22 protein-coding genes are annotated in these 25,359 nt (G+C 63.2%); 16 read left to right on the top strand and 6 right to left on the bottom strand.

What is annotated here, in order from left to right:
* Positions 1 to 20: 20 nt before the first annotated feature.
* Both OYT95_RS38925 and OYT95_RS38920 read left to right on the top strand, forming a co-directional pair.
* Positions 21 to 812 (top strand): enoyl-CoA hydratase-related protein, encoded by a 792-nt coding sequence (locus OYT95_RS38925; protein ID WP_268792919.1) that lies wholly within the window; start codon positions 21 to 23, stop codon positions 810 to 812.
* Between the two features lie 3 nt (positions 813 to 815).
* Positions 816 to 1,514, top strand: a complete 699-nt coding sequence (locus OYT95_RS38920; protein WP_268792918.1) for a TetR/AcrR family transcriptional regulator — start codon at positions 816 to 818, stop codon at positions 1,512 to 1,514.
* Positions 1,515 to 1,574: 60 nt separating this feature from the next.
* On the opposite strand, the gene OYT95_RS38915 is transcribed toward OYT95_RS38920, so the two are convergent.
* A complete protein-coding gene (locus OYT95_RS38915) occupies positions 1,575 to 2,744 on the bottom strand; it encodes a CaiB/BaiF CoA transferase family protein (protein ID WP_268792917.1) in 1,170 nt (389 codons plus the stop codon).
* Between the two features lie 302 nt (positions 2,745 to 3,046).
* Between OYT95_RS38915 and OYT95_RS38910 the strand changes: the two genes are divergently transcribed.
* The 4 genes from OYT95_RS38910 (at position 3,047) to OYT95_RS38895 (ending at position 8,904) form a co-directional block, all read left to right on the top strand.
* Positions 3,047 to 4,093, top strand: a complete 1,047-nt coding sequence (locus tag OYT95_RS38910; protein ID WP_328286586.1) for an acyl-CoA dehydrogenase family protein — start codon at positions 3,047 to 3,049, stop codon at positions 4,091 to 4,093.
* A gap of 57 nt (positions 4,094 to 4,150) precedes the next feature.
* On the top strand, positions 4,151 to 5,791 hold the full coding sequence (locus OYT95_RS38905) for a class I adenylate-forming enzyme family protein (RefSeq protein WP_268792915.1): 1,641 nt from the start codon (positions 4,151 to 4,153) through the stop codon (positions 5,789 to 5,791).
* Between the two features lie 1,683 nt (positions 5,792 to 7,474).
* Positions 7,475 to 8,650, top strand: a complete 1,176-nt coding sequence (locus tag OYT95_RS38900) for an amidohydrolase family protein (RefSeq protein ID WP_268792914.1) — start codon at positions 7,475 to 7,477, stop codon at positions 8,648 to 8,650.
* Positions 8,647 to 8,904 (top strand): hypothetical protein, encoded by a 258-nt coding sequence (locus tag OYT95_RS38895; protein WP_268792913.1) that lies wholly within the window; start codon positions 8,647 to 8,649, stop codon positions 8,902 to 8,904. The genes OYT95_RS38900 and OYT95_RS38895 overlap by 4 nt, the downstream gene beginning before the upstream one ends.
* Positions 8,905 to 9,383: 479 nt before the next feature.
* Here the strand turns inward: OYT95_RS38895 and OYT95_RS44875 are convergent, their stop codons facing one another.
* Entirely contained in the window at positions 9,384 to 10,109 is a 726-nt protein-coding gene (locus OYT95_RS44875; RefSeq protein ID WP_442972597.1) for an SDR family NAD(P)-dependent oxidoreductase, read from the bottom strand.
* 245 nt (positions 10,110 to 10,354) lie between these two features.
* Here OYT95_RS44875 and OYT95_RS38885 point away from each other — a divergent pair, with 245 nt between their 5' ends.
* Positions 10,355 to 10,693 carry a putative quinol monooxygenase gene (locus OYT95_RS38885; protein ID WP_268792911.1) on the top strand — a complete coding sequence of 113 codons (339 nt, stop codon included), beginning with the start codon at positions 10,355 to 10,357 and terminating at the stop codon, positions 10,691 to 10,693.
* A 30-nt stretch (positions 10,694 to 10,723) separates the two neighbouring features.
* Here OYT95_RS38885 and OYT95_RS38880 read toward each other — a convergent pair whose 3' ends face one another.
* Positions 10,724 to 10,981: a hypothetical protein gene (locus OYT95_RS38880; protein ID WP_268792910.1), complete on the bottom strand. Its 258-nt coding sequence runs from the start codon at positions 10,979 to 10,981 to the stop codon at positions 10,724 to 10,726.
* 144 nt (positions 10,982 to 11,125) lie between these two features.
* Between OYT95_RS38880 and OYT95_RS38875 the strand changes: the two genes are divergently transcribed.
* On the top strand, positions 11,126 to 11,950 hold the full coding sequence (locus tag OYT95_RS38875; RefSeq protein WP_268792909.1) for an enoyl-CoA hydratase/isomerase family protein: 825 nt from the start codon (positions 11,126 to 11,128) through the stop codon (positions 11,948 to 11,950).
* A 73-nt stretch (positions 11,951 to 12,023) separates the two neighbouring features.
* Here the strand turns inward: OYT95_RS38875 and OYT95_RS38870 are convergent, their stop codons facing one another.
* On the bottom strand, positions 12,024 to 13,223 hold the full coding sequence (locus tag OYT95_RS38870) for an acyl-CoA dehydrogenase family protein (RefSeq protein ID WP_268792908.1): 1,200 nt from the start codon (positions 13,221 to 13,223) through the stop codon (positions 12,024 to 12,026).
* A gap of 259 nt (positions 13,224 to 13,482) precedes the next feature.
* Between OYT95_RS38870 and OYT95_RS38865 the strand changes: the two genes are divergently transcribed.
* From OYT95_RS38865 to OYT95_RS38835, 7 genes are all read left to right on the top strand, one after another.
* Positions 13,483 to 13,890: a Zn-ribbon domain-containing OB-fold protein gene (locus OYT95_RS38865; protein ID WP_268792907.1), complete on the top strand. Its 408-nt coding sequence runs from the start codon at positions 13,483 to 13,485 to the stop codon at positions 13,888 to 13,890.
* A 13-nt stretch (positions 13,891 to 13,903) separates the two neighbouring features.
* Complete coding sequence (locus tag OYT95_RS38860; RefSeq protein WP_268792906.1) at positions 13,904 to 15,106, top strand: thiolase family protein; 1,203 nt, start codon at positions 13,904 to 13,906, stop codon at positions 15,104 to 15,106.
* 39 nt (positions 15,107 to 15,145) lie between these two features.
* Positions 15,146 to 16,087 carry an SDR family NAD(P)-dependent oxidoreductase gene (locus OYT95_RS38855; RefSeq protein ID WP_268792905.1) on the top strand — a complete coding sequence of 314 codons (942 nt, stop codon included), beginning with the start codon at positions 15,146 to 15,148 and terminating at the stop codon, positions 16,085 to 16,087.
* A gap of 174 nt (positions 16,088 to 16,261) precedes the next feature.
* Complete coding sequence (locus OYT95_RS38850; RefSeq protein WP_268792904.1) at positions 16,262 to 17,377, top strand: acyl-CoA dehydrogenase family protein; 1,116 nt, start codon at positions 16,262 to 16,264, stop codon at positions 17,375 to 17,377.
* Between the two features lie 420 nt (positions 17,378 to 17,797).
* The gene (locus OYT95_RS38845) at positions 17,798 to 18,946 is read left to right on the top strand and encodes a sugar ABC transporter substrate-binding protein (protein WP_268792903.1); all 1,149 of its coding nucleotides are present in this window, start codon (positions 17,798 to 17,800) and stop codon (positions 18,944 to 18,946) included.
* On the top strand, positions 18,943 to 20,454 hold the full coding sequence (locus OYT95_RS38840) for a sugar ABC transporter ATP-binding protein (RefSeq protein ID WP_268792902.1): 1,512 nt from the start codon (positions 18,943 to 18,945) through the stop codon (positions 20,452 to 20,454). The genes OYT95_RS38845 and OYT95_RS38840 overlap by 4 nt, the downstream gene beginning before the upstream one ends.
* Before the next feature lie 104 nt (positions 20,455 to 20,558).
* The gene (locus tag OYT95_RS38835) at positions 20,559 to 21,602 is read left to right on the top strand and encodes an ABC transporter permease (RefSeq protein WP_268792901.1); all 1,044 of its coding nucleotides are present in this window, start codon (positions 20,559 to 20,561) and stop codon (positions 21,600 to 21,602) included.
* A 159-nt stretch (positions 21,603 to 21,761) separates the two neighbouring features.
* Here OYT95_RS38835 and OYT95_RS38830 read toward each other — a convergent pair whose 3' ends face one another.
* Together OYT95_RS38830 and OYT95_RS38825 are read right to left on the bottom strand one after the other, a co-directional pair.
* The gene (locus OYT95_RS38830; RefSeq protein ID WP_268792900.1) at positions 21,762 to 22,769 is read right to left on the bottom strand and encodes an NAD(P)H-dependent flavin oxidoreductase; all 1,008 of its coding nucleotides are present in this window, start codon (positions 22,767 to 22,769) and stop codon (positions 21,762 to 21,764) included.
* Between the two features lie 117 nt (positions 22,770 to 22,886).
* Positions 22,887 to 23,633: a hypothetical protein gene (locus OYT95_RS38825; protein WP_268792899.1), complete on the bottom strand. Its 747-nt coding sequence runs from the start codon at positions 23,631 to 23,633 to the stop codon at positions 22,887 to 22,889.
* Between the two features lie 169 nt (positions 23,634 to 23,802).
* On the opposite strand from OYT95_RS38825, the gene OYT95_RS38820 reads away from it, so the two are divergent.
* Positions 23,803 to 25,326 carry an AMP-binding protein gene (locus tag OYT95_RS38820; protein ID WP_268792898.1) on the top strand — a complete coding sequence of 508 codons (1,524 nt, stop codon included), beginning with the start codon at positions 23,803 to 23,805 and terminating at the stop codon, positions 25,324 to 25,326.
* Positions 25,327 to 25,359 lie beyond the last annotated feature (33 nt).

Raw genomic sequence — 25,359 nt, 5'->3', positions numbered from 1 at the left:
AAACAGAAGGTGGTGCAGTAGTGACGGTCAATTCACCGACCGATCAGATCCTCGTCGAGGTGACCGAACGCGTCGGCTGGGTTGTGCTGAACACTCCCGAACGACGCAACGCACTCACACCCGACATGATGCGGGCGATCCCGCAGGTCCTCGACGACCTGATCAACAGCGCCGGCGCCCGTGTAGTCGTGTTTCGAGGCGCCGGCGGTCGTGCCTTCTGCGCGGGGGCAGACCTCAGCGCCGTCGCGGACACTCCGGAGCCAGCGGATGCACCATCGCTCGATACCCACTACGAAGCCATGCTTGCACGAGTCCGGAAGCTCCCCGTCCCCTCGATCGCCATGATCGAGGGAGCATGCCTCGGAGGCGGATTGGCACTGGCACTGGCGACCGACCTGCGGTACTCGACACCGGACGCGCTAGTGGGGATCCCCGCTGCCCGCCTGGGAATGGCCTATGTCGACGTCGATCCACTCGTCGCCGCCGTGGGATACCCGCGCGCAGCCGAACTGCTCCTCACCGCGCGCAACTGGTCCGGCGACCAGGCATATGCTGCCGGGCTGGTCAACGCAGTCGCTGCACCCGAAGAACTGCTGACCACCGTGCAGGAGGTCGCCGGTTCGATCGCCCGGAACGCGCCGCTCGCGATCGCCGCGACAAAGCGCGCCCTAGGTGAAAGTCGCAAATGCGCCGGCGACCGCGACTCGGAAACCCTCGCAGCACTCGCTGCACAATGCCGACAGTCAGAGGATTTCGCGGAGGGCCGCCGAGCCTTCCTCGACAAGCGCAGCCCACAGTTCCAGGGACGGTGAGAAATGGCACGACAGACCGGCAGAGTAGCGAAGGATTCCCACGCGGACGAGGACGGGGCCGCTGACCCAAGAACAGCGGTCGAGCGACCCAAACAGGTGCGCCTATCGGCAGCCGAACGGCGCAAGAAGATCATCGCCGCGGCCAGCGAGGTATTCATCGAACAGGGCTACAGCGGCGCGCGGACAAAGGAGATCGCCGAGCGTGCAGGCGTGACCGAGGCGTTCTTGTATCGCCATCTCGCCTCCAAAGAGGAAATGTACGAGGTTGCGATCGTGGAGCCGCTCCGCACCGGTCTCGCCGCTCTCGCATACGACATCCAGGCCTTCTACGACCGGTACGACGACCGGATCGAATTCATGAACGCCGTGAACGAACGGTGCCTGCGCTTCTACACGGAGTCGGCAGCGATCCAGGCCGTCGCCCTGTACTCCGAACTGGCCAGTGGTCGACGGCTCTACCAGGAATCGCTGAAGCCGATTCTGGACCGAATCGGTGTGCTCATCGCCGATCGAATGGGGTGGGCGGACCGCGGCCTGGAACCGGACCTGGTCCGGAGGGCGATCCTCGGATCGCAATGGGCGATCGGACTAGACCTGATCTTGCGCTACCGCAAGCTCGACCTGCCGGAGGCCTCCGAACGGCTGACGACGCTGTTCACCAGTGGTGTCCGAGAGAAGCAGAGGAAAAAGACCTCCAAGTAGCCGATCCGCGATGATCCCCCACGCTCGACAAGACCCGATTCGTGGGGGATCGCCGCCCGCCTATACGACGCCGTCGCCGCGAAGCTCAGCGATAGCCTCGGGCGTGTAACCGAGCTCGCGAAGAACATCCCCGGTGTCCGCGCTGGGACCCGGGGCCGGACGCTTCGATACCGCAGAGGTGCGGCTCATAGTGATCGGGCTGCGAAGGACGCCGATGCCACCACGGACGGGATGGACGATCTGTTCCACGACGCCGAGGTGGCGTACCTGTGGATCATCGAACGCCTCTTCGACGGTGTTCACCGGCCCGCACGGGACGCCGAACTCGTCAAGACGCGCAATCAGCTCGGCACGCGTCTGCGAGGAGAAGAACTTCTCCAGTAATTGCTTCAGCCGCTCCCGGTTATGGAAACGGCTTCCGACCGTGGCGAAGTCCGGATCGGACAACTCCGCCGGATGGCCGAGAGCCTCGCACAACCGGGACCACAGCCGGTCGTTGGGTGCTGCGACGTTGAGATAACCGTCGGCGGTGCCGAATGTTCCCATCGGCGCGATCGTGGGGTGGTCGTTACCGACCCGCTCCGGGACTTCCTTGTCGACAGTCCACCGCGCGGCCTGGAAGTCGAGCATCGACAGCAACGCCTCGATCAGGGACACCCGCACCCACTGCCCCCGCCCACTGGCATGGCGCTCGAGCAGGGCCAAGAGCGTGCCATTGGCGAGCAGGTATCCCGCAGCCATGTCAGCGACCGCGATGCCCGTCCGGGTGGGCGGGGCCTCGACGGTCCCGGTAAGGCTCATCAACCCGGCCATCCCCTGGATGATCTGGTCGACCGCACCCTTGTCGCCGAGTGGTCCGTCCTGCCCGAATCCGGAGATACTCGCGTACACGAGGCGCGGGAACCGCTCTGCGAGAGTCGGATAGTCGATACCGAGGCGGTTCTTGACCGGGGGCCGAAAGTTCTCGACCAGGACGTCAGCGGACTCGAGCAGTCGATCGAGGATTTGCCTACCGCGGACATCCTTGAGGTCGACGGTGACAAGTCGCTTGTTGCCGTGCAGGTTGATGTAATCCGAGCTGTTGTGGTCGGCCGCAATTCCGCCGGTCTCTCCGGGGATCTCGATACGGACGACCTCGGCGCCCCACTCGGCGAGGAGCCGGACTGCCGCTGGGCCTGCCCGCGCCACAGTGAGGTCGACTACCCGAATCCCGTCCAGTGCTGACGTCACGACATGTCACCTCTGCTGATAGGGGCGCGCGGTGCGCTGCCCGTCTCGACGTCCCCGCGGTTCTTGACCGCGTGGCTCCTCACTCAGCAAGATGGTATATCACTTACTAACTTATGGAAAGCGAGCAAAGCGCCATGACGAGCCTCGTCGATGTACCCTCCGAATTTATTGACACAGCAAAACAATTCCTCGAATCGGCGGCCGATCGGTGGAGAAGTGACGGAGCTGCTGAGGCCGGCACATCCACCGCTGAACGAGTCGCACTGTTCCCCGATCTGACCCCCGACGAGGAAGCCGCCGAGATGTCCGCGGCACGATCGTGGCGGCAACAGCGGTTCGATGCCGGGTTCGGATGGATCACCGGTCCGACCCAGTACGGCGGCGCCGGGTTGTCCTCCGCCCACGAACGCGCATACCAGCGCCTCGAGCGCAATTACACGTTTCCAGCGCAACGCATCTACGACATTGGAATCGGGATGGTCGCCCCGACGCTGCTCGCATACGGTTCCGACACCGCCAAGTCCCGGTACCTGACTGCGCTGCACCGCGGCGATATCGTCGCGTGTCAGCTGTTCAGCGAGCCGGGGGCTGGTTCGGACCTGGCCGGAATCGCGACCCGCGCGGTCCGTGAGGGCGACGGGTGGCGTATCAACGGGCAGAAGATCTGGAGTTCGGGCGCGCATCTGAGTGCCCTCGGTTTGCTGGTGTGCCGCACCGGCGACCCCGACAAGAGGCACGCGAACCTCACTGCCTTCGCCTTGCCGATTGACAGCGAGGGAGTCGCGGTACGGCCGATCCGACAGATGACGGGCGGATCATCGTTCAACGAGGTGTTCCTTACCGATGTGTGGATCCCGGACGAGCTGCGCTTGGGTGAGGTCGACCGGGGATGGGAGGTGGTGATCGCCACCTTGATGAACGAACGCGCAGCGGTGGGTGGTCCGGCCGCCGGGGGCAGCGGAATCCTCAGTACCGAACGGCTCGCGTCGCTTCTGCGCCGATTCGGGCGGGCCGACGATCCAGTGATGCGGCAGGAGTTCATGCGCCTGCATAGCGAACTCGCGGTGGCGAAGTGGACTCGCTTGCGAAGTCAGGCGCGGTTGCGGGCGGGGCAGCGTCCGGGGCCCGAGATGTCCATCGGCAAGCTCGCATTGACGAACAACCTGGCATCGCTCAGCCGGCTGGTATCGCATGCGTTGGGGCCCCGAATCGTCGCGGACACCGGGGAGCCCGCAACCTACATGTGGTCTGAACTCGTCCTGGGACAACCCGGTCTGCGCATCGGTGGTGGGACGGACGAGGTCCAGCGGAACATTCTCGCCGAGCGCGTTCTCGGGCTTCCCCGCTGACCGGTCCAGCGCATCACTCTTGAAAAGTAAATACCCACTATACTAATATCGAGCACCATGACGGACATCATCGAATCCGACGATTCATGGGGTAGCGACGTAGCGGAGATCGAGGTCCTCGGCCACCCGTGCCTCAGCTTCATCAAGCGCCGACATCACATCGCGGACCTACTCGCCGACGGGCGACGCTTCACCGACCGAAATTACCTCGTACAGGGATCGCGACGCATGTCGTTCGCGGAACACGAAGTCGCCGTCGACCGGATCACCGCGCTACTCGATGAACGCGGCGTGCGTCCCGGGGATCGCGTCATGCTGTTCGGGGCGAACTCAATCGAATGGGTGGTCGCGTTCTGGGCGGCGATCAGATCGGGTGCTGTGGTCGTGCTGGCGAACGCCTGGTGGAGCCGGACCGAGGTGGATCACGCGCTACGCACAGTGACGCCCCGCTACGTCGTCGCCGACGACGTGCGGGCAACCCTCCTGCCGGATACCCAGGAGCGGATCGGTTTCGACGACATCGACAAGGCACTCGAGGGCGACGACGCCCCCGCGATCACCCGTCCTGCCGCGACCGAGGACGACGCCTCGATCGTCCTGTTCACTTCCGGGACAACAGGGCTGCCCAAGGGGGCAGTCCTGTCGCACCGAGGCGTACTGGCAACCCTGCAGAGCCTCGCGCTGCTGACCCGCCGCCTGCCTGGAACAAGTAGTCAGCTGCCCGCGCCGAGCACTGCGCTGCTGAGTATCCCTCTCTTCCACGTCGGTGGACTGCAGCAGATCATCACCCCGATGCTCGCGGGCGGATCCCTCGTCTTCACGGAGGGACGGTTCGATCCGCAGAAGGTTCTACGATTGCTCGACGAGGAACAGGTGTCAGTGTGGTCGACGGTTCCGACGCTGGTCAGCCGCGTCATGGACCACATGGAGGCAGTGGGGCACGAAGGTGCCGCATCAGTGCGAACAGTCGGTCTGGGCGGTTCTCCGGTCGGCGCCCAACTGCGGAACAAGGTTCCGCGGTGGTTTCCGAACGCCGCCCGGGGCGTTGCGGTCACCTACGGGCTCAGCGAGGGCGGTGGTGTCCTGGCCACCGGGATCGGCGCCGATCTCGTGGGCAGGCCCGGTTCTGTGGGACGCCCACTACCCGTGGTCACTATCCGGATCGAAAACCCGGACGAGAACGGTGAAGGCGAGATCCTCGTCCGCAGCCCATCGGTAATGTTGCAGTACTGGAAGGCGGAGGAGCGCTCGCTCGAGCCCGTCGACGATCCGATCACGCCGGACCGGTGGCTACGGACCGGCGACATCGGCCGACTCGACAATGACGGGTTCCTCTATGTCACCGACCGTCGCAAAGACATCGTGATCCGCGGTGGTGAAAACATCGCCACGCCCCACGTGGAGAACCGTTTGCTCGAACACCCCGGTGTCCGCGAGGTGGCCGTGGTCGGGCTACCCCACCCGAACCTCGGAGAAGAGGTCGGTGCGATTGTGGTTCTGCGCGACGACTCGACCGTGACCGAGGAGGAACTGGCCGCGTTCGCACGCGAGCAACTCGCGTATTTCGAGGTACCCACCCGGTGGCGAATCAGTCTGAAACCACTACCGCAGAACGCCACCGGAAAGGTCGTCAAACGTACCGTGCGCGACGAGTGGATCGCCGAGATGTCCTCGGTGAGCACCCCTTCGTCGCACTGATTACTCGTCTGGCGCGAGACGAGCGAGGTTGACCACGTGCGGACGAAATCCACCGTACGCGCGCTGGTCGACATCGTCAGAGAACGACCGGGGTCAAGCACACATCTCGCCGCGGCGAGGAAATCCTCAATTCGCACGGCGCATTTATTCCTGAACAAGGTACGAAACCATGAACTGTAACGAGTATCGCCGACTGCGCCAGAGGCGCCGTGCCGCTACCATCGACGCCGACCGCAAACACAGAAATCCAGAGGCGGAGATCCTCATCGCGTTCGCTAGCAAGTGGGCACCGTACGGTGGCGCTACCGAGGCGGAAATATTTGTCCACTTCGGAATGACATCGCACCGGTTCATCGACCGTTTGTGGAACGTAGTTGCCGAATCCGACTGTACTCGAGAAGAACTAAGAAGCTTGGCAAGCGCATATCCGCACAGTGGTCGAACGAACGTCTCCCAGTCCGGACCCTAAGACCCTCGATGTTCGGTTTGGATGGACCAGGGCACCGAGCGGTCCGACGGATCCCACGAACACACGCAAATATAGAGTAGGCGACGAGGCCGAATTCAAATGTGGCACAGCGATCGCGATAGCGACATTCTCGACTTTGCGCTTCTCTGGGAACCGCTCGGGGGTCCTTCTCCTGAAAACGTTTCAGCCGCATTCTCGATCGATATCAGTGAGTACAACCGCCGGCTCCGAGCAGCTGCGAGGCTCCAGCTGGCTCGACTTCAGCAAGGTGTCACGTCCTCCGAGCACATCTACGGGCTCTCCGCGATGGCCGCGCTCGATCGCTAGAGCACACCCAAGCCGCCGGATTCGCGTTGTGGCCCTGACCTTGAAGGTGTTGGGCAATATAACTTCCTGAGGACTCGGGCTAGCTTTGAGGTCGCGCGGAGTAGTGCCACAGGTGCCATCCGTTTGACAAACGCGCTTACCGCGGGTCCCTCCGCGGGGCGGACCCGACGGTGCCGCGTGGGATGGTTATGCGCTCGCTGACGCCAAGCCGCAGCTTCGACGTGGTTCAACCCCAGCGGCGACGCCGGGCCGAATGAGAGAGGATGCGGCCTTGGTGGCCGGCTGCACCCGCACGAGCGAAACACCTGGCAGGGTGTCGCGACTGATCCCAAGGGGGAGCGCCAGCGGACGCGAACGCCTCTGGCTCACAATAGGCTTCATTTCAGTGGCGCGACAGAAGTGGCGGTGATGACCAGGTCTCGATCCGCGGACGCCTGACTTGTCGCCGGCATATTGCACGAAGAACTCCGCCAAGTCATGCCGTGCTCGCCACCAAATTGCCATCTGGAGTGCAACGCTCAGCTGCCGAACGATCCCCGCGTGCGACACACCGTCAGACATCAACGGAATGTCCGTGCATGAACACGAGCACCAAATCGGATCCGATCGACCGCGAACGCACCCACCGGCGCCAGCTCCCCGCAGTCGATATCAGGAAGGTTCAACTGCGAGGCTCGCAGCGTGGTCAATTCCATCAGCATCACACGAAACATCATTCACCTGCCCGTATTGGAAGCCGACATCGTACTTTTCGATTGCCCTTGCGACCATGAAAGTATCAGCAGCCCTTGATGATATAGGCCACGAACGTCTAACATGTGTGACCAGCACCATATTTCGAGTCGAACAGACCATCCAAGCGCATCTGCTTGGCAAAAGGAGACTTCATGCCACTCGAATCACACATGCAGCTGGTCTCAGTCGATGACCATCTCATCGAGCACCCCCGTGTCTGGCGGGACCGCCTCCCGCAGAAATACCGTGACATCGGACCGACGATCGTGGAGACGACCGGCGACGAGATCGACTCCTACGGATTCGGGCAGAAGGTCTCGAAGGGCCGTCAGGTGTGGCAGCTCGACGGACAGATCTATCCCGAGCTCGGACTCAACGCCGTGGCAGGAAAGCCGCGCGATCAGCTCGGCACCGACCCGGTCCGGTTCGACGAGATGTTGCCGGGCTGCTATGACCCAGCGGCGAGGGTCGCCGATATGGATGTCGACGGTGTGCAGGCGGCTCTGTTGTTCCCATCCTTTCCGCGCTTTGCGGGCACCCTCTTCAGCACCCTCGCCGATCGCGAACTCGCCCGCCTCTGCATCAGGGCCTGGAACGACTTCGTGATCGAGGAGTGGTTCACCCCGTATCCGGACCGATTCATCCCGATGGCGATTCTGCCGTTCTGGGACCTCGACGAGTCAATCGCTGAACTCGATCGAATCGCCGACCACGACATCCGTTCGATCTCGCTTCCAGAGAATCCAGCCAAGCTGGGCTATCCCTCGTTCCACTCCAGGCACTGGAATCCGCTCTTTGCGGTCCTGGAGGAACGCAGCATCGTGATCAATCTCCACTTCGGAACATCGGGTCAGGTGCAGCGAACGTCCGACGACGCTCCCATGGCCGTCATGATGAATCTGATGGGGACCAATTCGATGGCCGCGACTTCGGATCTGCTCTTCTCGCCGGTATTTCACACGTTTCCGAACCTAAAGGTGTCTCTCTCGGAAGGGGGGACAGGCTGGATCCCGTGGCTACTGGAGAGAGCGGACCTGATCTGGGAGCGACATCGGTTCTATCAGAACATCAACCAGAGTGTGCGTCCCTCCGAACTATTCCGGCGGAACATCTGGGGCTGCTTCATCGTCGACCAATACGGCATCGACAACCGGCACGCGATCGGCGTCGATCGCCTGATGTGGGAGTGCGACTATCCGCACTCGGACTCGTTCTGGCCGAACAGCCGCAAGATCGTCGAGGAGATGTGCCACGCCGTACCATCCGACGAAGTACACCAGATCGTCGAGACAAATGCCCGCAAACTCTTCCGATTCCCGCGCGCATGACTGAGGAAACGGTGATCCCGGCCGAAGAGATGCTCGGTGAGTCAGACTGGGACGATCAGGACTTGCTCACTTTGGATGAGGCGGCGACCCGCCTTGACGGCGAGATAGCCGTATGTCGGCAACGACTCGATGACCTACGCAACACGTCATACCAACCTGCCGCCGACATCGGTCGCACGCAGCGGCGCCTCGACGCCCTCCTGAGATGTCGCGACGCCGTAGCGCACGGGCCAACCGCACTGGCCAATCCATAGCGAGAAGGATTCCGGCGTAAATGTGTTCGGCGCAGCCGGCGGTCAACTCGCCCCGCCGGCAAGAGCTTCACCGATTGTGTGCAAGGCTGAGCCCGCAAAGGGGATGTAAGCGCGTCGGCCATTCTGGAGCTGGGCATCAAACACGGTCCAATCCGCCGTCCTGCAACGTGCAGGTTTCGCCGACTCGCATGCGTCGACGGTTGCGGCAGCGCCGAGGTTATCCGGCGCTGCCGCCACCGTCGTCGGCGAGCTTCCGCCAGCCCGGTTGGCCGAGCAGATCGATGCCTCGGGGCAGGGAATGGACGACCTTTGTCACTGCCCAAGCGCCTCGGCGACGGTGTGGTCTGCCAGGGCCCAGCGTGAAAGGCGAGCCCAGCAATCTCGATCGACCACCAATGGTCGCAACGCGTGACTCACCAAACGTCATCGCTGCGATCACGCCGGTCGATGTTTGTCATGGAAGGGCATCGAGATAAGCTTCACCTGGAGTGCCGCCGATCGGACCGGAATTGTCCGCTGCTCGACGGACGATTCCCACCTTGCGCCCCGCTCGGGTGGACGCCAGCTCGCTGACCCGCAGAGTCCCTGTCGCGCGCACATTCCCGGACGGTCTCCTGCACAGTGTGGACTCGGATTCCGTGCGGAGCCAGTTGTCGGGCAAGGGCGTCGACATAACGCATGGCTGTCCATCGCGCCCAGGTTCGACCCGTAGGTTCAGGTGCCGGCGCGCCTCTCGCGGTGCCCGGCGCCGCCGACGTGATGACAACGACGATCGACGAACCCGGCTTCAGGTGCGGCAGACACACCGCCACGGTGTTCATCACCCCGATGAGGTCTGCGTCCACGGCGTCGACGAATCTTGCCCGGCCATCGGCGCCGGCAATTGGCAGGTTACCGGTGACGGCGACGACGACATCGAGGCCTCCGAGTCTTCTGACCCCGTCGTCGACCGCAGCGCGCAGGCCCTGACGGTCGCGAACATCGACAAACGACGCCACAATTGTGCGACCCCGTTCCTCCACCTGCGCGATCGTCCGCTCGAACTCGTCCACAGTTGCCAGTGGATGGTCGGCGGTATCGATCCGACCGCTTGCGTCGACAGCGACGATGTCGGCCCCGGCGGAAGCCAGCCGGACGGCGTGGCGGCGTCCTGGACCGCGGGTGGCGCCGGAAATGAAGGCGACCTTACCTTCGAGCCTCCCCATTGGGATGTCTCCTGTTCTGTCGCAACGGTAGTGCCTTCGCGGGGGACCGGGGCATGGCGAAGGGGGCTCCGGGTGATGATCGACTCACCGGAGTGCGGACTATTGTCCTCCGGCTCTGTACCCACGCCGCTGGAAAATCGAGCCTAATGACTCCTTCGCAAACAAGTCAAGTAGGCACTATACTAAGTGTGGTCCATGGAACTCGGAGAAACCGCCGCACGGCGCGGCGACAATTGGAGGCATTGATGGTTCACCATCCCGACGCATTCGTGACACTCACCCGCGTCACGGTTGACGACGCGAACCGCGACACGGTGCTCGAGATACTGCAAGAGATCGTCGCGCTCGACGCGACTGAGCCCGGCACGCTTGTCCAGACCGTCCAGGTGGACGACGAGAACGATCAACACGTGTGGCTCTACGAACTGTGGGCGAGCCCGCATGATCGGGATCTCCACCGCGACAACGGCGCCGAACTCCGCAGGCGGCTTGCACCCTTGATCTCGGTGCCCTTCGAGGTGATCACCTGTCGACCGCTGTTTGGGCATGGACTCGACCTGGCTCGCATCGTCACGGGGGAGTGAGGGCCGCGCCCGATCGTTCGATGTGCCGAGTTACAGGACGTGCCTGACCTCGTGGATCTCGACGGTCATCGCGCCGGCGATATAGAAGGGCAGGTGTTCGATCTCGGCTTGCGCCGCCGCTGCGGACTCTGCCTCGACAAACGTGAACGACTGCGCGCCGTCGACACGCGAATACACGCGTTCGATGACACCTCGGCGGTGCAGGCTCTGCACGGCACGAGTTTCCTCTGCCTGTAAGGGAGTGCGGTCGACGGACGGCACAGGAGTCGCGATGACGACGAACTTCACGGTTCCACCTCTGTTGCGGGGGCTACGACCCGCTCAGTCTAGTACAGATAGTAGTTACTTCGATAACATTGGTTTGATGCCAACCGCTTCGACGCCGCGGCCGTAGGCGTCGGTGAGTGACCCTTCTGTGAAGAAAGAGATGCCGTGAGCACAACAACCGAAACCGCGACCCCCACCGAGACGGGGATCCTCCTCGCCAGGGACGACCGAAACGCCGAAGTCGTCACCGTTACGTTGAACAAGCCGAACCGTAAGAATGCGATGAGTTGGGCGATGTGGCAGGAGCTCCGAGCCGTCCTCGACGAGATCGCTCTCGATCCGACGATCCGTATCGTGATCCTCAGTGGTGCGGGAGGCTCGTTCTGCTCGGGTGCGGATCTCGCTGCCCCGGCACCGCGGATGCACCCGCTGGGCCAGATGGAGGTGATCAACTCCGTTGTGCTCGCGCTGCACCGTCTGCCGAAAGTCACCATTGCGAGGGTCGACGGCGACGCCGTGGGGGCGGGTATGAACCTCGCTCTGGCGTGCGATCTCACCGTGGCGACGGAAAGGAGTCGATTCTCCGAGATCTTCGTACGCCGCGGATTGTCGATCGACTGCGGTGGATCGTGGATCCTTCCGCGGCTGATCGGATTGCACCGCGCGAAGGAGTTGTGCCTGACCGGCGACATTGTGTCGGCTACGGAAGCCCGACAGCTGGGTCTGCTGAATCGGGTGGTACCGGACGGGGCGTTGGACGAGGCGATGGACCTGCTCGTCGAGCGACTTCTGCTCGGTGCGCCGATCGCCCAGCTGGTCACAAAGCGCCTGTTGACTGCAGGCGGGTCTTCATCGCTCGACGAGAGTCTCGACCGTGAATCGATGGCGCAGATCGACAATCTCGGGTCGAGTGACTCAACCGAGGCGCGGGCGGCGTTCGTCGAGAAGCGCGCCCCGCGGTTCACCGGGGCCTGGCCGGGGCGATCGTAGCGAGGCGACCGGCATAGGGGACGGCGGCAATTCGAAGGTTTCGGGCGCCGCCATCCCCAACGCCGGGCAGGCGTCAGTTTCCGCGGGGAAGTCCCAGTACGCGTTCCGCGACGATGTTGCGCTGGACTTCAGCCGTGCCACCCCAGATCGTGCTCGAACGGCTCTGAAGCATGCTCGCGGTCCAATAGTCCGGTTCGTACCGCCCGGCCGACTGCATCGGGAGGATCATCGCCTCCGCCCCCCGCACATTCGCTACCCGATCGAGAAATGCGCGTGAATACTCCGACCAGAACATCTTGATGATCGATGCACGTGCACCGGCCGTACGACCTGCGATCGCTTCGCTGAGCGACGCCAGGCCCTGATATCGCATGATTTCGACATGCGTATGAGCCCACGCCAGCTGCTGGCGTACTACCGGATCGGTGTTGGTCCCATTGGATTGTGCGAGCTCAATCGCCATCCTCAACTGGCGTGCAAAGGGAAGGTGTTGCGTTGTGGTGCTACCGGCACGCTCGCTCCCTAGCGTCGTCATCGTGACGTTCCACCCGTTGTTCACGCCTCCGATGATGTTGTCGATGGGCGCGCGCGCTTCATCGAGAAACGTTTCCGTGAAATCGGAGTCGCCGGTCATCTGTCGGATCGGGCGTAGCTCGATGCCGTTCGCAGAGCCATCCGGGTGCCGCATCGGGATCAGTACGTAGGAGATCCCATGATGCCGCGGAGCAGCAGGGTCGGTGCGACACAGGCAGAACAGCATGTTGGCGCGAGTGGCCCCGGATGTCCACACCTTCTGTCCACTCACGACGATCTCATCGCCGTCTATGCGTCCCGCGGTGCGGAGCGAGGCAAGGTCTGAGCCGGCTTCCGGCTCGGAGAACCCCTGGCAATAGACGTCGGTGCCATCGAGAATCCGCGGAAGAAAGTACTTCTTCTGCTCGTCCGTACCCCAGGCCATGATCGCAGGCGCGACCAGCCATTCGCCGACGCCGCGGGTTGGTCGAGGGACGTCAGCGCGTGCGAATTCCTCGTCCAATACCGACATCTCGATAGAGGAGAGGCCTCGCCCGCCATGTTCAGCCGACCATGAAATGCACATCAGACCGGCCCGGTGGACAGTCTCGGCCCAGTCGGCCAATGCCGCATTCTGGGGGGTCGTGGCATGGTCCGGGTCCACGCCGATCAGTTCGGCAGGTCTGTTGATCGCTAGCCAATTCCGCACTTCTGTGCGGAAGATGTCGGCCTCGGGGCCGAGCTCAATTTCGAGGGTCACCGCGTCGCTCCCAAGTTTTTCGGAGTTCGATCGTCCCGTCGACGAATGAAAGTAGACACTACAGCAGTGCGCTTCTCTCTCTCAAACATCGAAGGTGTCGGAATCTGCTGAGTCGCCCAATCGTGCGCGTCGATTCGGTGTTTCTGCACGTATACGCGCCATTCGCCAAAGTGAGAATTGCCACCGCCGGAGGTCTGGGTCCGCAGCTGCCCGAAACTTATAGTTGTGGAGTACTTACTTTACTACCTAGGATGAGGTCATGACCGTAACAACTGCCAAGATCCCCATGGTCGGCTATCTGGTGCTCGACGATGAACCGCATCTGGTCGCGCAGCGTTGCGTCGCGTGCGGCGCGTTGTTCTTCGATCGCAGGAATGGTTGTGCACGCTGCAGTGCAACCGAATTCGAGAGTCGTCCGGTCGCGAACACCGGCTACATCCGCAGCTACACAATCGTGCACCGCGCGGCGCCGAAGGTGCCCGCACCGTACATCTCGGCGGTGGTCGAACTCGACGGCGGCGGAGTGATCAAGGCCAACCTCGTCGACGTCCGGCCGGACCCTGACGCCGTGAACATCGGCGGGCGCGTCCGGCTCACAACATTCGTGGCCGGCGTCGACGACGACGGCACGGAGGCCGTCGCATTCGGATACATCCAGGAACAGTGAGGGAGTTCGACTGATGAGTAAGCAATCCACCTGGATCGTCGGTGCAGCGATGACCCGCTTCGGACGTCTCCCGGACATGGACCTGATCGATCTCGGTGCCTCCGCAGCACAGGCCGCGCTCGCGGATGCGGGCATGACGATGGGCGACGTTCAGGTCTTCGCCGTGGGTAACGCCTACGAGTCGAGCGGGATGGTCGCACAGAGAATCCAAAAGCAGATCGGTCAAACGGGAATCGAGACGTACAACGTCTTCAATGCCTGCGCGACGGGGGCGACAGCCGTGCGTGCCGCTCACCTGGCGATCCAGTCGGGCGAGGCCGATGTCGCGCTCGTTGTCGGTGTCGAGAAGATGGGCAAGATGGGGATGCTCGGGGCAGGCGCAAAGGCTCGTTCCGACCGCAAAGTCTATACCCCGGGTGGCCGATTTGGCGCCGTGATGGGAACCGAAGGAATCCTGGGGACCGGCCTCATGCCGGGCGTGTTTGCCCAGGCGGGCATGGACTATGCACGCCAGCACGACGTTACGTTCCGGCAGTTCGCCAAGGTCGCCGAGAAGAATCACTACCACTCCTCGCTCAACCCGCTCGCCCAGTACCGCGATGTCTATGACGTCGAAGCGATCATGGCCGCTGAGATGATTGCCTATCCCAACAGCGTCCTCATGTGTTGCCCCACCGGGGACGGAGCGGCCTCCCTGGTGCTCGTCTCGGACGAGAAGCGACGGTCCCTCGACGCCGCGCAACGTGACCGAAGTGTCAAGATCAGTGCCTCGATCCTCACCACCGACCCCTACACCCCAACCGGTCACGCGATGCCCGACATCAACACACTCACCCGTCAGGCAGCCGATAAGGCCTACGAGGTGGCCGGTGTCGGACCAGCCGACCTGGACCTGGTGGAGTTGCACGACTGCTTCGCGACCGCGGAGCTGGTGCACTACGACAACCTGCGTCTGTGCGAGCCCGGCGGCGCCGGCGAGTTCATCGACTCGGGCGCGCCGCGCCGTGACGGATCGACCCCGGTCAACGTCTCCGGCGGCCTGATCTCGAAGGGCCACCCGATCGGTGCAACCGGCGTGGCCGGCCTCTACGAGGTCGCCACCCACCTGCGCGGTGAGGCAGGCGAACGCCAGATCGACGGCGCACGGGTCGGCCTTGCCCATGTCATCGGGCTGGGTTCCGCATGCGGCATCCACATCCTCGAACGCGCAGCGTAATTCGATTTTCACCCGAACCTGAGAACGGAGACACAGAACATGGGACAGCTCGACGGCAAGGTAGCAATCGTCACCGGCGCTGGACGCGGCATCGGACGTGAGGAAGCCCTCGCATTGGCCACGGCAGGCGCGAAGGTCGTCGTAAACGACATGGGCGGTGACTGGAACGGCGAAGGCAGCGACGAAAGGCCCGCTGCGACCGTGTGCGACGAGATTCGCGCACTCGGCGGCGAGGCCACGCCGAACTTCGACAACGTCGCCGATCCGGCCGGGGCCGAGCGACTGGTCAAGCAGACGCTCGAAATCTATGGCGACGTCGACATCCTCGTCAACAACGCCGGAATCCTCCGCGACAGCATGGTATTCAGCTCCGAACCAAAGCAGTGGGCGTCGGTGATCGACGTGCACATTCTCGGCCACTACCTACCGACGCGCGCGGTTACCGCGCACTGGCGCGAGCAGGCGAAAGCGGGTACAACCAAGCACCGCGCGATCGTGAACACCACGAGCGAGTCGGGCCTGTTTGGCAACGCCGGCCAGTCGAACTACGACGCGGCAAAGTTGGGCATCGTATCGTTCACGATCGCGGTGGCAAAGGAAACGGCCAAGTACGGGGTCACGGTCAACGCGATCGCACCGCGCGCCCGGACCAGGCTGACCACCACGACCTTCGACGGATCCAACCGCGCGGGCGAATTCAAGGTCGTCGACGGTGTCTTCGACGCGATGGATCCGTCGAACATCGCACCGTTCGTCGCGTTCCTCGGTACCGACGCTGCCGCCGAAATCACTGGCCAGACCTTCATCGTGTACGGCGGGATCGTTGCACACGTCAGGTTGCCCCATGTGGCCGACCTGATCGTCAAGGACGGCCGGTGGACAATCGACGAACTGGTTGCTGAGCACGGCGGACTGTTCAAGGAGATCGGGTCCAACGTGTACGAGGGACCGCGAGGGTACGCACGGTTGCCCAAGCAGTAATACGCACCCGGGCCCTGCCAGCGATTTCGACGGGGCCCGGGCAGCCGTTGGCCGCGTGACCGCTCGGTCACCGTCCAGCGAATCCCAACAGCTTTGTGAACCCCGTACGACGGGGGAGAGGCGGACCGGCCGCGGGCGGTCCCCGACATTCGACCGTAGGAAGCGGAGACAGCAATGAACTTCACCTTCGATGCCGACCAGGAGGAACTGCGCGCAACCGTCCGCAGATTCCTGCAGGCGAAGTCACCGGAGTCGGAAGTCCGCCGGCTGATGGAGACGGTTGAGGGCTACGATCCCGCCGTATGGCGACAGGCAGCTGAACAGCTGGGCTTGCAAGGGCTTGCAATCCCCGAGAAGTTCGGAGGCGGTGGATTCGGCTACCCAGAACTGGTCCTCGTGTTTGAAGAGATGGGACGGGCGTTGTATTGCGGACCATTCTTCTCGACCGTCGCGCTCGCCACGAACCTTTTGTTGGCCGTCGACGACGACAGCGCTCGCGCGGACTACCTGCCAGGCCTCGCCTCGGGGGAAACCATCGCGACGGTCGCTCTCGCCGAACATTCCGGCCGCTGGGATGCCGAGGGTGTACAGCTGAGCGCCATCAAAACGGGCGGTTCCTGGCAACTGACGGGTGAGAAGTTGTATGTGCTCGACGGGGCGGTCGCCGACTTGATCCTCGTCGCTGCGCGCACGGCGGCCGGGGTATCGGTGTTCGCCGTTCCGGCGGGGGCACCAGGGCTCGGGGTGGAACCGCTCACAACTATGGACCAGACGCGAAAGCAGGCCCGGGTCACGTTTGCGCAGACGCCCGCGCGGCTGATCGGTCGGGACGGAGACGGCTGGAGCGCACTCTCGCACATGCTCGATCTGGCCGCGGTGGCCCTTGCCGCAGAGCAGGTCGGCGGTGCCCAGTTCGTATTGGAGATGTCCGTCGAGTACGCGAAAACGCGAGTGCAGTTCGGCAAGCCGATCGGCACATTCCAGGCGATCAAGCACAAGTGCGCCGACATGCTGCTTGAAGTCGAGTCGGCAAAATCCGCCGCATACTACGGTGGATGGATCGCCGCCGGTGGGGACGACGAACTGCCGGCGGTCGCGAGCCTGGCCAAGGCCTATTGCTCCGAGGCATACCTCCATGCGGCCGCCGAGAACATCCAGATCCACGGTGGTATCGGATTCACCTGGGAGCACCCCGCACATCTGTATTTCAAACGGGCCAAGACGAGCGAACTGCTGTTCGGTGACCCGACCTACCATCGCGAACAACTCGCCAGCCGTATCGGAATCTGATCCGCAGTTATCAATTCACGCTCGGGATCCTGAACTTCTCGCGCGGAACCGCCTCGTCGAGCACCCGACGAGGCGGACAAGCGCGCGACCTCTCCCGGTGTCCGAGCGCCCCTTGCGGATTCTCGGCATGCGCCCCGGATCCGATGACCAGCGCCGCGGATGGTCGTAACTAGCGCGACCCCGCACGCCGTCGGTCGCTGCCTCCGGCCGGCTATGCAGGTGACGCGAGAGCAGAGTTCTTAAGTCAGGCTCTCGCTCCGTTCGATTCGATCGTGTCGACTCAAAATGACTGCCAAGTACGATATTTCAATCCAAACTAATGAAGGATAGTACTTACTTGACATGCTGATCGTGGCCGTCATAGTGTGTCGTACGACACACTCGGCCTGCTGGGCTCGAGAACGACTCAGAGGAGTGGCAGTGCAAACAATCGGCCGTCGGATCGGCACAGTCATCACGGGAGCAGCACTGGTGATCAGTGCGAGCGCAGCATGTTCGAGCTCCGGCAGCGGCGCAGACAGAGGGACCACACCCCAGGAAAACATCGACAATGCACGGGCCCGGGTCGCCCAACTCGAGCAGCCACCAACCGTCGACTACGACCCGGGGCCGCTCCCGGGAAACCCCGCCGGCAAGCGCATCGTCGTGGTCTTGCCGACAACCGCAAAAGGCTCGGCCAATGACGCATTGTTCCGCCACGCGGCGGAACAGCTCGGCATCGAAGTGGAGATCCGCACCGTCGACACGTCATCGGAGAAGATCACAGATACGTTCGACGAGATCGCCCGTGACCCCAACCTTGACGGACTCTACGTCAACAGCCGCGACCCCAGCCTGTGGCAGGCCCAGTTCGACCAGATCGCCGGCCGCGGCGTTCCGATCGTGCTCGGCGCGATCACCGACGACCCAGCGTGGACGTCACGGTCGGTCAACGTCATGTCGTCGAGCCGGGTAGTCAAGCAGATCACCGAGGACGCGGCCGACTGGATGGTGGCCGACAGCAACGGAACTGGATCAAGCGTCGTATTCACAATCCCCGTGCAGCGGACGCTGGCGGGAATCGGGGATACCTACCGCACCCGCCTGAACGACACGTGCCCTGGATGCGGAGTCGAGGTCGTCGACGTCAAAGGTTTCTCGTCGATCGGCAAGGACCTGCCAGGCACGGTGGTCAGCTACCTGCAGTCGCATCCCGACGTCAAGTACGTCTTCCTGGCGTTCGGAGACATGGTCACAGGCGTGCCCGACGCACTGCGTGCAGCGGGCCTGAGCGACGTCAAGTTGTTCACACAAAGCGCCGGCGCCAGCAACATCCAATACCTCAATCAGGGCACCGAGGCCGCCGACCTTGCCTACACCCATCCGTACATGGCATACGTCGCGGTCGACGCGCTCGCGCGAGGCATGCTCGGCGGCTCCATGCAGACCGCAGACGAGTGGTTGATGCCCACGCAGTTGCTGACACCGGCGAATGTCGGTAGCGCCAACGTAAACCAAGAAGGCACCATCGTCCTGCCGGAGCTGGACGAGCACTTCGCCCGAATCTGGGGGAAGGGCACCCCACAATGAATGAGACCCCTGAATCCGTGCCGCTCGCTCTCGACATCCACGACGTCTCGAAGGCGTTCGGCGGCAACACGGTTCTCGATTCAGTAAACCTCAAAGTCCGCTCCGGAGAGATCCATGCGATCGTGGGTCAGAACGGATCCGGCAAATCCACACTCGCCAAAGTATTGTCCGGATTCCATACACCCGAACCCGGGGCCACGGCATCGGTATTCGGACAAGAGTCTGGCTTCCCACTCAACGCCGAGGCGCGCACACGCACACATTTCGTCCACCAGGACCTCGGTCTCGTGGAGTCGCTGAGCATCCTCGACAACATAGGGTTGTCACACGGATACCGCACCAACCGTTTCGGCAAAATCGACTGGCGCCACGCCCGCGCCCGCGTCCAGTCAGTTCTCGACGGATTCGACTTGGGCCACCTCGACCTCGAGGCGCCGATCACCAAGCTGACCGCCAGTGAACGGGCGATCGTCGCGATCGCACGCGGTCTGCTGGGATGGAGGACGGAGTACGGGCTCATGGTCCTCGACGAGACGACCGCGGCACTGCCTCACGACGAGGTCGAGGTCCTGGTCAAGTCGATCCGCTCGGTCGTCGCCCGAGGGGCAGGCGTCCTCTACATCACCCACCGTCTCGACGAGGTCTTCGAGTTCGCCGACCGGGTGTCAGTCATACGGGACGGACGTCTGGTCGGCACTCGCGAGACGGACGTGCTCACCCGCGAGGAGCTCGTCACCATGATGATCGGGGACCGATTGTCCACGCCGCGATCCCTGGCCGCGCCGCGCTCCGGCATTGCACTGCAATGCCGCGGACTACACGCTCCCGGGCTCGAGGGCATCGACATCGACGTACGATTCGGTGAAATTGTCGGTGTGGCAGGAATGTTGGGGTCAGGTCGCGAGCTCCTCGCCGACGCAGTCTTCGGCGCCAATCCACGAACAAATGGAGTGGTAGAGATCGCCGGGAATCCGGTCACGGCGGATTCACCTCGGCGATCGATACATCAGGGCATCGCCGTCGTTCCCAGCGACCGGCTGCGCCGCGGCGTGATACCGAATCTCACGGTTCGCGAGAACATCACACTGGCCCAGCTGAGTCCACTCTGGCGCCACGCGACACTCGGTCGGGCGACCGAGACGAATGAAGCCCGAAAATGGATCGACGCAGTCGGCCTGCGACCCTCCGACCCAGAGCGAGTTATTTCGACCCTCAGCGGCGGCAATCAGCAGAAAGCCCTGCTCGCACGGGCCCTACGCCTCGACCCGAAGGTGCTCGTCCTCGACGAGCCGACCCAGGGGATCGACGTGGGCGCGAAAAGCGCCATCTACGAACTGTTGCGCGAATCGGCCGCTAACGGCACAGCGGTCCTGTTGTGTACTGCAGAGCCGGAAGACTTGCCGGACGTATGCCATCGCGTTGTCGTCATGCGCCGAGGAAAGGTCGCCGACGAGCTGTCCGGCGATCGCCTCAACCAGCACGAATTGCTTGCCTCCTGCGCCTCCTGAACACATCGAACCGGCCCGGCACTCTCCGATAGGTCATCATGAGCGAACACCTCGTCAACGACTCCACAACGACCCCCACCACTGATCCATTGCCCGATCACCGCGTGAAAACGCCATCGCCACCGCGGAAGATACTGCCGCACGTCCTGTCCGCACTCTCGCCGAGTAAAGTCAGCGCCCTGTATGTCGCAGGCTTCGCGATGATCGTATTCGCGTTCTGGATTCCCGACCTCTTCTACACCGAGACGACCTTCAAATCGCTCCTGTACCAGCAGGCGATCACGGCACTCGTCGCGCTGGCCTTCCTCATCCCCTACACGACGCACAACTTCGACCTGACCGTCGGCGCGACCGTCGGCGTCAGCTCGCTCGTCTGCGCGTGGCTGATGACCAGCGGGAGCGTGCCCTGGCCGGCGGCGATCGTGATCGCACTCGCCTTCTGCTCACTGATCGGTGTGCTGAACGCATTCCTGATCACCGTCATCCGCATCGAATCGGTTATCGCAACCATTGCGACGATGTCGATGATTGAGGCAGTCGGGTCAGCCGCGTTCAATGGCCAACAGATCTTCGGATTGCCCCAGAGCTTCCTCGCCCTCTCGCAAAACGAGATCTTCGGTGTCTCAGTAGTTTTCTACTATCTGATCATCATCGCCGTCGCGCTGTGGTACGTGCTCCGCCACACCCCACTCGGCCGCTACCTCTACGCCATTGGCGGGAACACCGAGGCGGCGCGATTGGCCGGTTTGCAGGTACGGCGACTGATCTTCCTGACATTCGTCGCCAGCGCGCTGCTCGCAGGAATCGCAGGAGTCCTGGTGTCCTCACGCGTAGGTACCGGAGACTTCGCAATCGGCCCGCACTATCTCTTCCCGGCGGCGGCCGCGATGTTCTTCGGCTCCACCCAGGTCAAACCTGGCACCTACAACGTGTGGGGCACACTGCTCGCCGTCTACACCCTCGCGATCGTCGTCAAAGGGCTCGAACTCGGTGGCGCGCCGTTCTGGGTGACCGAGGTAGCGAACGGAGTTGCGCTCTTGATCGCGGTCGGGTTCCAATCCGTGCGCGTGGCACGGTCGGGGATGCCCACCTCCGGAAGCTGGATGCATCGCCTCACGCAGGTAGTAGCACCGAGCCGACGGCACTGAGGACCTCGACAGTCACACCCAACGACGCCTCATCCCTAGCAGGCAGGGATGAGGCGTCGTTTCGGTTGCTCCTTGCCGAGCGGTTTCGCCGGATGCCCCAACGACTGACGGCACCGTACCCATCCGGGGCGGTGCCGTCAGTTCCTCTGCAAAGCTCGGTCAGGACGGTTGCGTCAGGCGCCCATACTCACTGCTGCTGACCAATCGACGCCGTGCCTCGGCGTACTCGTCGACCAGCCTGTCCACGACAACGGCGGTTGGCTGAATTGAATTGACCACGCCGATGCCCTGTCCCGCACCCCAGATATCGCGCCACGGTTTCGATTCACTGACGATACTCACCTGCGACTTCTCCGCAAAGTTCATGGCGGTCGGGTCGGAGGAGGGCAGGTTGTCGGGATCGAGACCGGCCGCGAGGATGCTCGGTCGGAGATAGTTCCCATGGATGCCGGTAAACAGACTCGAGTACACGATGTCGGAAGCGGTGGAGTCTACGATCATCTGCTTATACGCGATATCGGCATTGGCCTCGTCGGTCGCTATGAAGGTCGAGCCGATGTAAGCAAGGTCCGCGCCTGCGGCTTGGGCTGCGAGTATCGCGCGCCCGTGCGAGATCGCACCCGAAAGCACGAGTGGCCCGTCAAACCATTCGCGGATCTCCTGTAGCAGTGCGAACGGCGATTGCGTGCCTGCGTGTCCGCCCGCTCCTGTCGCGACGGCAATCAGGCCATCGGCATTCTTCTCGACGGCCTTATGTGCGAATGCATTGTTGATGACATCGTGCAAGACGACGCCGCCATACGAATGGATTGCATCGTTGACCTCCGGACGGGCGCCGAGTGAGGTTATGACGATCGGGACTCGGTGACGGACGATGGTATCGAGGTCGGAGTCGAGGCGGTCGTTGCTGCGATGCACGACCAGGTTGACTGCGTAGGGCGCGGATGGGCGCTCAGGGTGAGCGGCGTCGTGTGCCGCCAGATCGTCCCCGATTCGGGCGAGCCAGTCTGCAAGGACGGCCTGGGGGCGCGCGTTGAGTGACGGGATGGAGCCGACGACACCGGAAGTCGATTGCGCGACCACTAGTTCGGGTCCTGACACGATGAACATCGGTGAGGCGATTACGGGCAGACGTAGGCCTCTGCTCAGGGAAACGGGCAAACTCATCGGGGTCCTCTCGGTCGTGGCAGGGGGATTGGCGGGGTACGCCCTCCGGCTGTGCACACGCGACTGTGACGCCGTCCTACCGGACTGATCGGGCGGACGGCGTCACAAACGGATCTGTTAGGTCGGATCCACCGTCACGGTGTCGGTGGCGGGCCATGGAAAGTCGAGCGCGAGAAGACTCGCGCCGTCCGCGCCTGCGGTGAGCGTCGCGACATCGTCATCGTCGGAGTGGTCCTGCCAGCCGATCGATCGGGGGCCTTTGGATTGGTCGGACGTAAGGATGTCACCGGCGAGTACGCACCACGCGCGGCCAGCCGTTGCGGACGTCGACGGGGTATCGTACGTCGCCCCGGCACCGAGCCGCACGAGTGTTGCCGCGAGACCGTCCTGGTCGCGTGGGAAAATCTCGACCGTCTCGGAGGTGCCGGTTCCGGGGAGGTCGCTCGGTTGCCAACCATCCACAGACTTCGATAGCTGGCGCCGGCCGACGTGCGGTCGCTCGGTGCGCGCGCCCGGCATGACGCCGCCGTAGTTGCTGGACTTCGCCCTGATTGTTGCATATAGCAATGGCGCGTCCTGTGCGGCGGAAAATGGACCGTAGGACGAGTATGCGTCTGTGTAGTGCACGAACACCGACGGAATGGGCTTGCGCTGGAACACCGCCCCTTCGGTGCCGAAGAATACCTGGAACTGATCGATGCGATGGAAATGTGCGGCGAGTTTGACACCTGGGTCGACTGCGTTGATGTAGATCTGCGGACCGGGCCCCTCTGCTTTGCGGTCCCCGAAGAAGACGTGGCTGTCGAAGCCATGGGCATCTTCCCGGACGTAGCCGGCCTGATCGAAGGCGACGAATTTGAACACCCCAACCTCCTTTGCTGGAGTTTGTACTATACATACTTATCTGAGCGGTAGTCCAGCCCTTTCGGGTCCTCCGATGTGGGACCGACAAGTTCTATCGAACCAATACCCACCGTTCAATGGACATCACCGATAGTGAGTGCTAAACAAATTGCGTGGAGGATGAACACCGATGGAAACCGTGACACATCTCTGGCCGGCCACTACGGCCACGGCCCGACACCTACCGCTCGACGTGTTGGCGACTGACGTGCTTAGCGAAGAATCGCTGCCGCGTGCGTGGCGCGCGCGATGGTTGGAGAATCCCCGTGCGGTGGTCGCCCGAACCGAGGACGGCTCGCAGATTCGTGCCGACGAACTCGAGGAACGATCCGCCGCCGTGGCGGCCCGACTAGCAGCTGCCGGTCTGGTCGCAGGTGATCGGCTCATCCTCTCGTCCGGTGCTTCGATCGACATGCTCGTGGCATACGTTGCCGCGCAGCGAATGTCCTTGGTGGTTGTGCCAGTCAACACGGCGTACGGGGCGACTGAGATCCGACATATCGTCCAAAACACGACTCCACGTGCCGCTATTGTCGACGACAAGCGACGGGGGCAACTGGTATCCGAAGCGTCGACCGGCCCGATTGTCATTACCGGATGTGACGTTCGCCTGCCGGCCAGTGGTGGCGTGCCCACGCTCGACGTCGCTGATCGCGACACGCCGGCGTTGATCTGTCACACCTCCGGAACGACCGGCGCACCCAAGGGTGCCGTCCTGACCAGCGGAAACTTGCTCGCGTCGGCGGAGGCGGTCCGGCTTGCCTGGCGGTGGAGCCCAGAGGACCGACTCATTCTCGCGCTGCCACTGTTCCATCTGCACGGGCTCGGGATGGGCATCAACGGCTCGTTGGTGTCAGGAGCGTCAATGGAGTTGATTCCCAGGTTCTCCCCGGAAGCTGTCGCGGACGCAGCACAGGCGGGCGGCACGATGTTCTTCGGCGTACCCACGATGTATCACAGGCTCGCGAATGGACCCCGTCTCTCCGCGCTGCGTGGATTGAGGCTGTGCGTATCTGGATCCGCGCCACTCGCCGCGCAGCTTCATGCCCAAATCGAGAGCGGCTGCGGCCAGCGCGTCCTCGAACGGTACGGAATGACGGAGACAGTCATCACGATCTCGAATCCGTATGACGGCGAGCGGAAGCCGGGAACAGTTGGGATCCCACTCCCCGGTGTCGAGGCGCGCCTCGCAACCGATGGCCTGGGCGGTGCCGGTGAGATCCAGCTGCGCGGACCGAGTGTGTTCGGAGGCTACCTGAACAACCCGACTGCTACGGCAGAGTCCTTTACGGACGACGGCTGGTTCCGGACTGGTGACCTGGGGGAATTCGACGCCGAAGGCTACCTAGCCATCGTGGGGCGTTCGAAGGAGCTCATCATCTCGGGAGGCTACAACGTCTATCCCCGCGAAGTCGAGGAGGTGATCGGTCGTCATCCAGCCGTGGTCGAGGCGGCGGTCGCCGGCCGGCCGTCCGAGGAGTGGGGTGAGTCGGTCGTTGCATTCGTCGTTGCCGACGGCCTGTCCTCCGACGAGGTGATCAAGTGGGCCACAGAGCGGTTAGCACCGTACAAGCGGCCAACCGAGGTTCGTTTCGTCGACGTGCTGCCGCGCAACGATCTGGGCAAGATCCGCCGCGATCAACTGCTTCCCTGAAGGCGTCAGCATGGCCGGCGCCGACCTTGACGG

It is taken from the genome of Rhodococcus sp. JS3073, assembly GCF_026810085.1.
In the GTDB taxonomy this organism is placed as follows: Bacteria; Actinomycetota; Actinomycetes; order Mycobacteriales; family Mycobacteriaceae; genus Rhodococcus_F; species Rhodococcus_F wratislaviensis.
The sequence above is the reverse complement of the archived record's forward strand: the minus strand, read 5'-3'. Positions and strand labels throughout refer to the sequence as shown.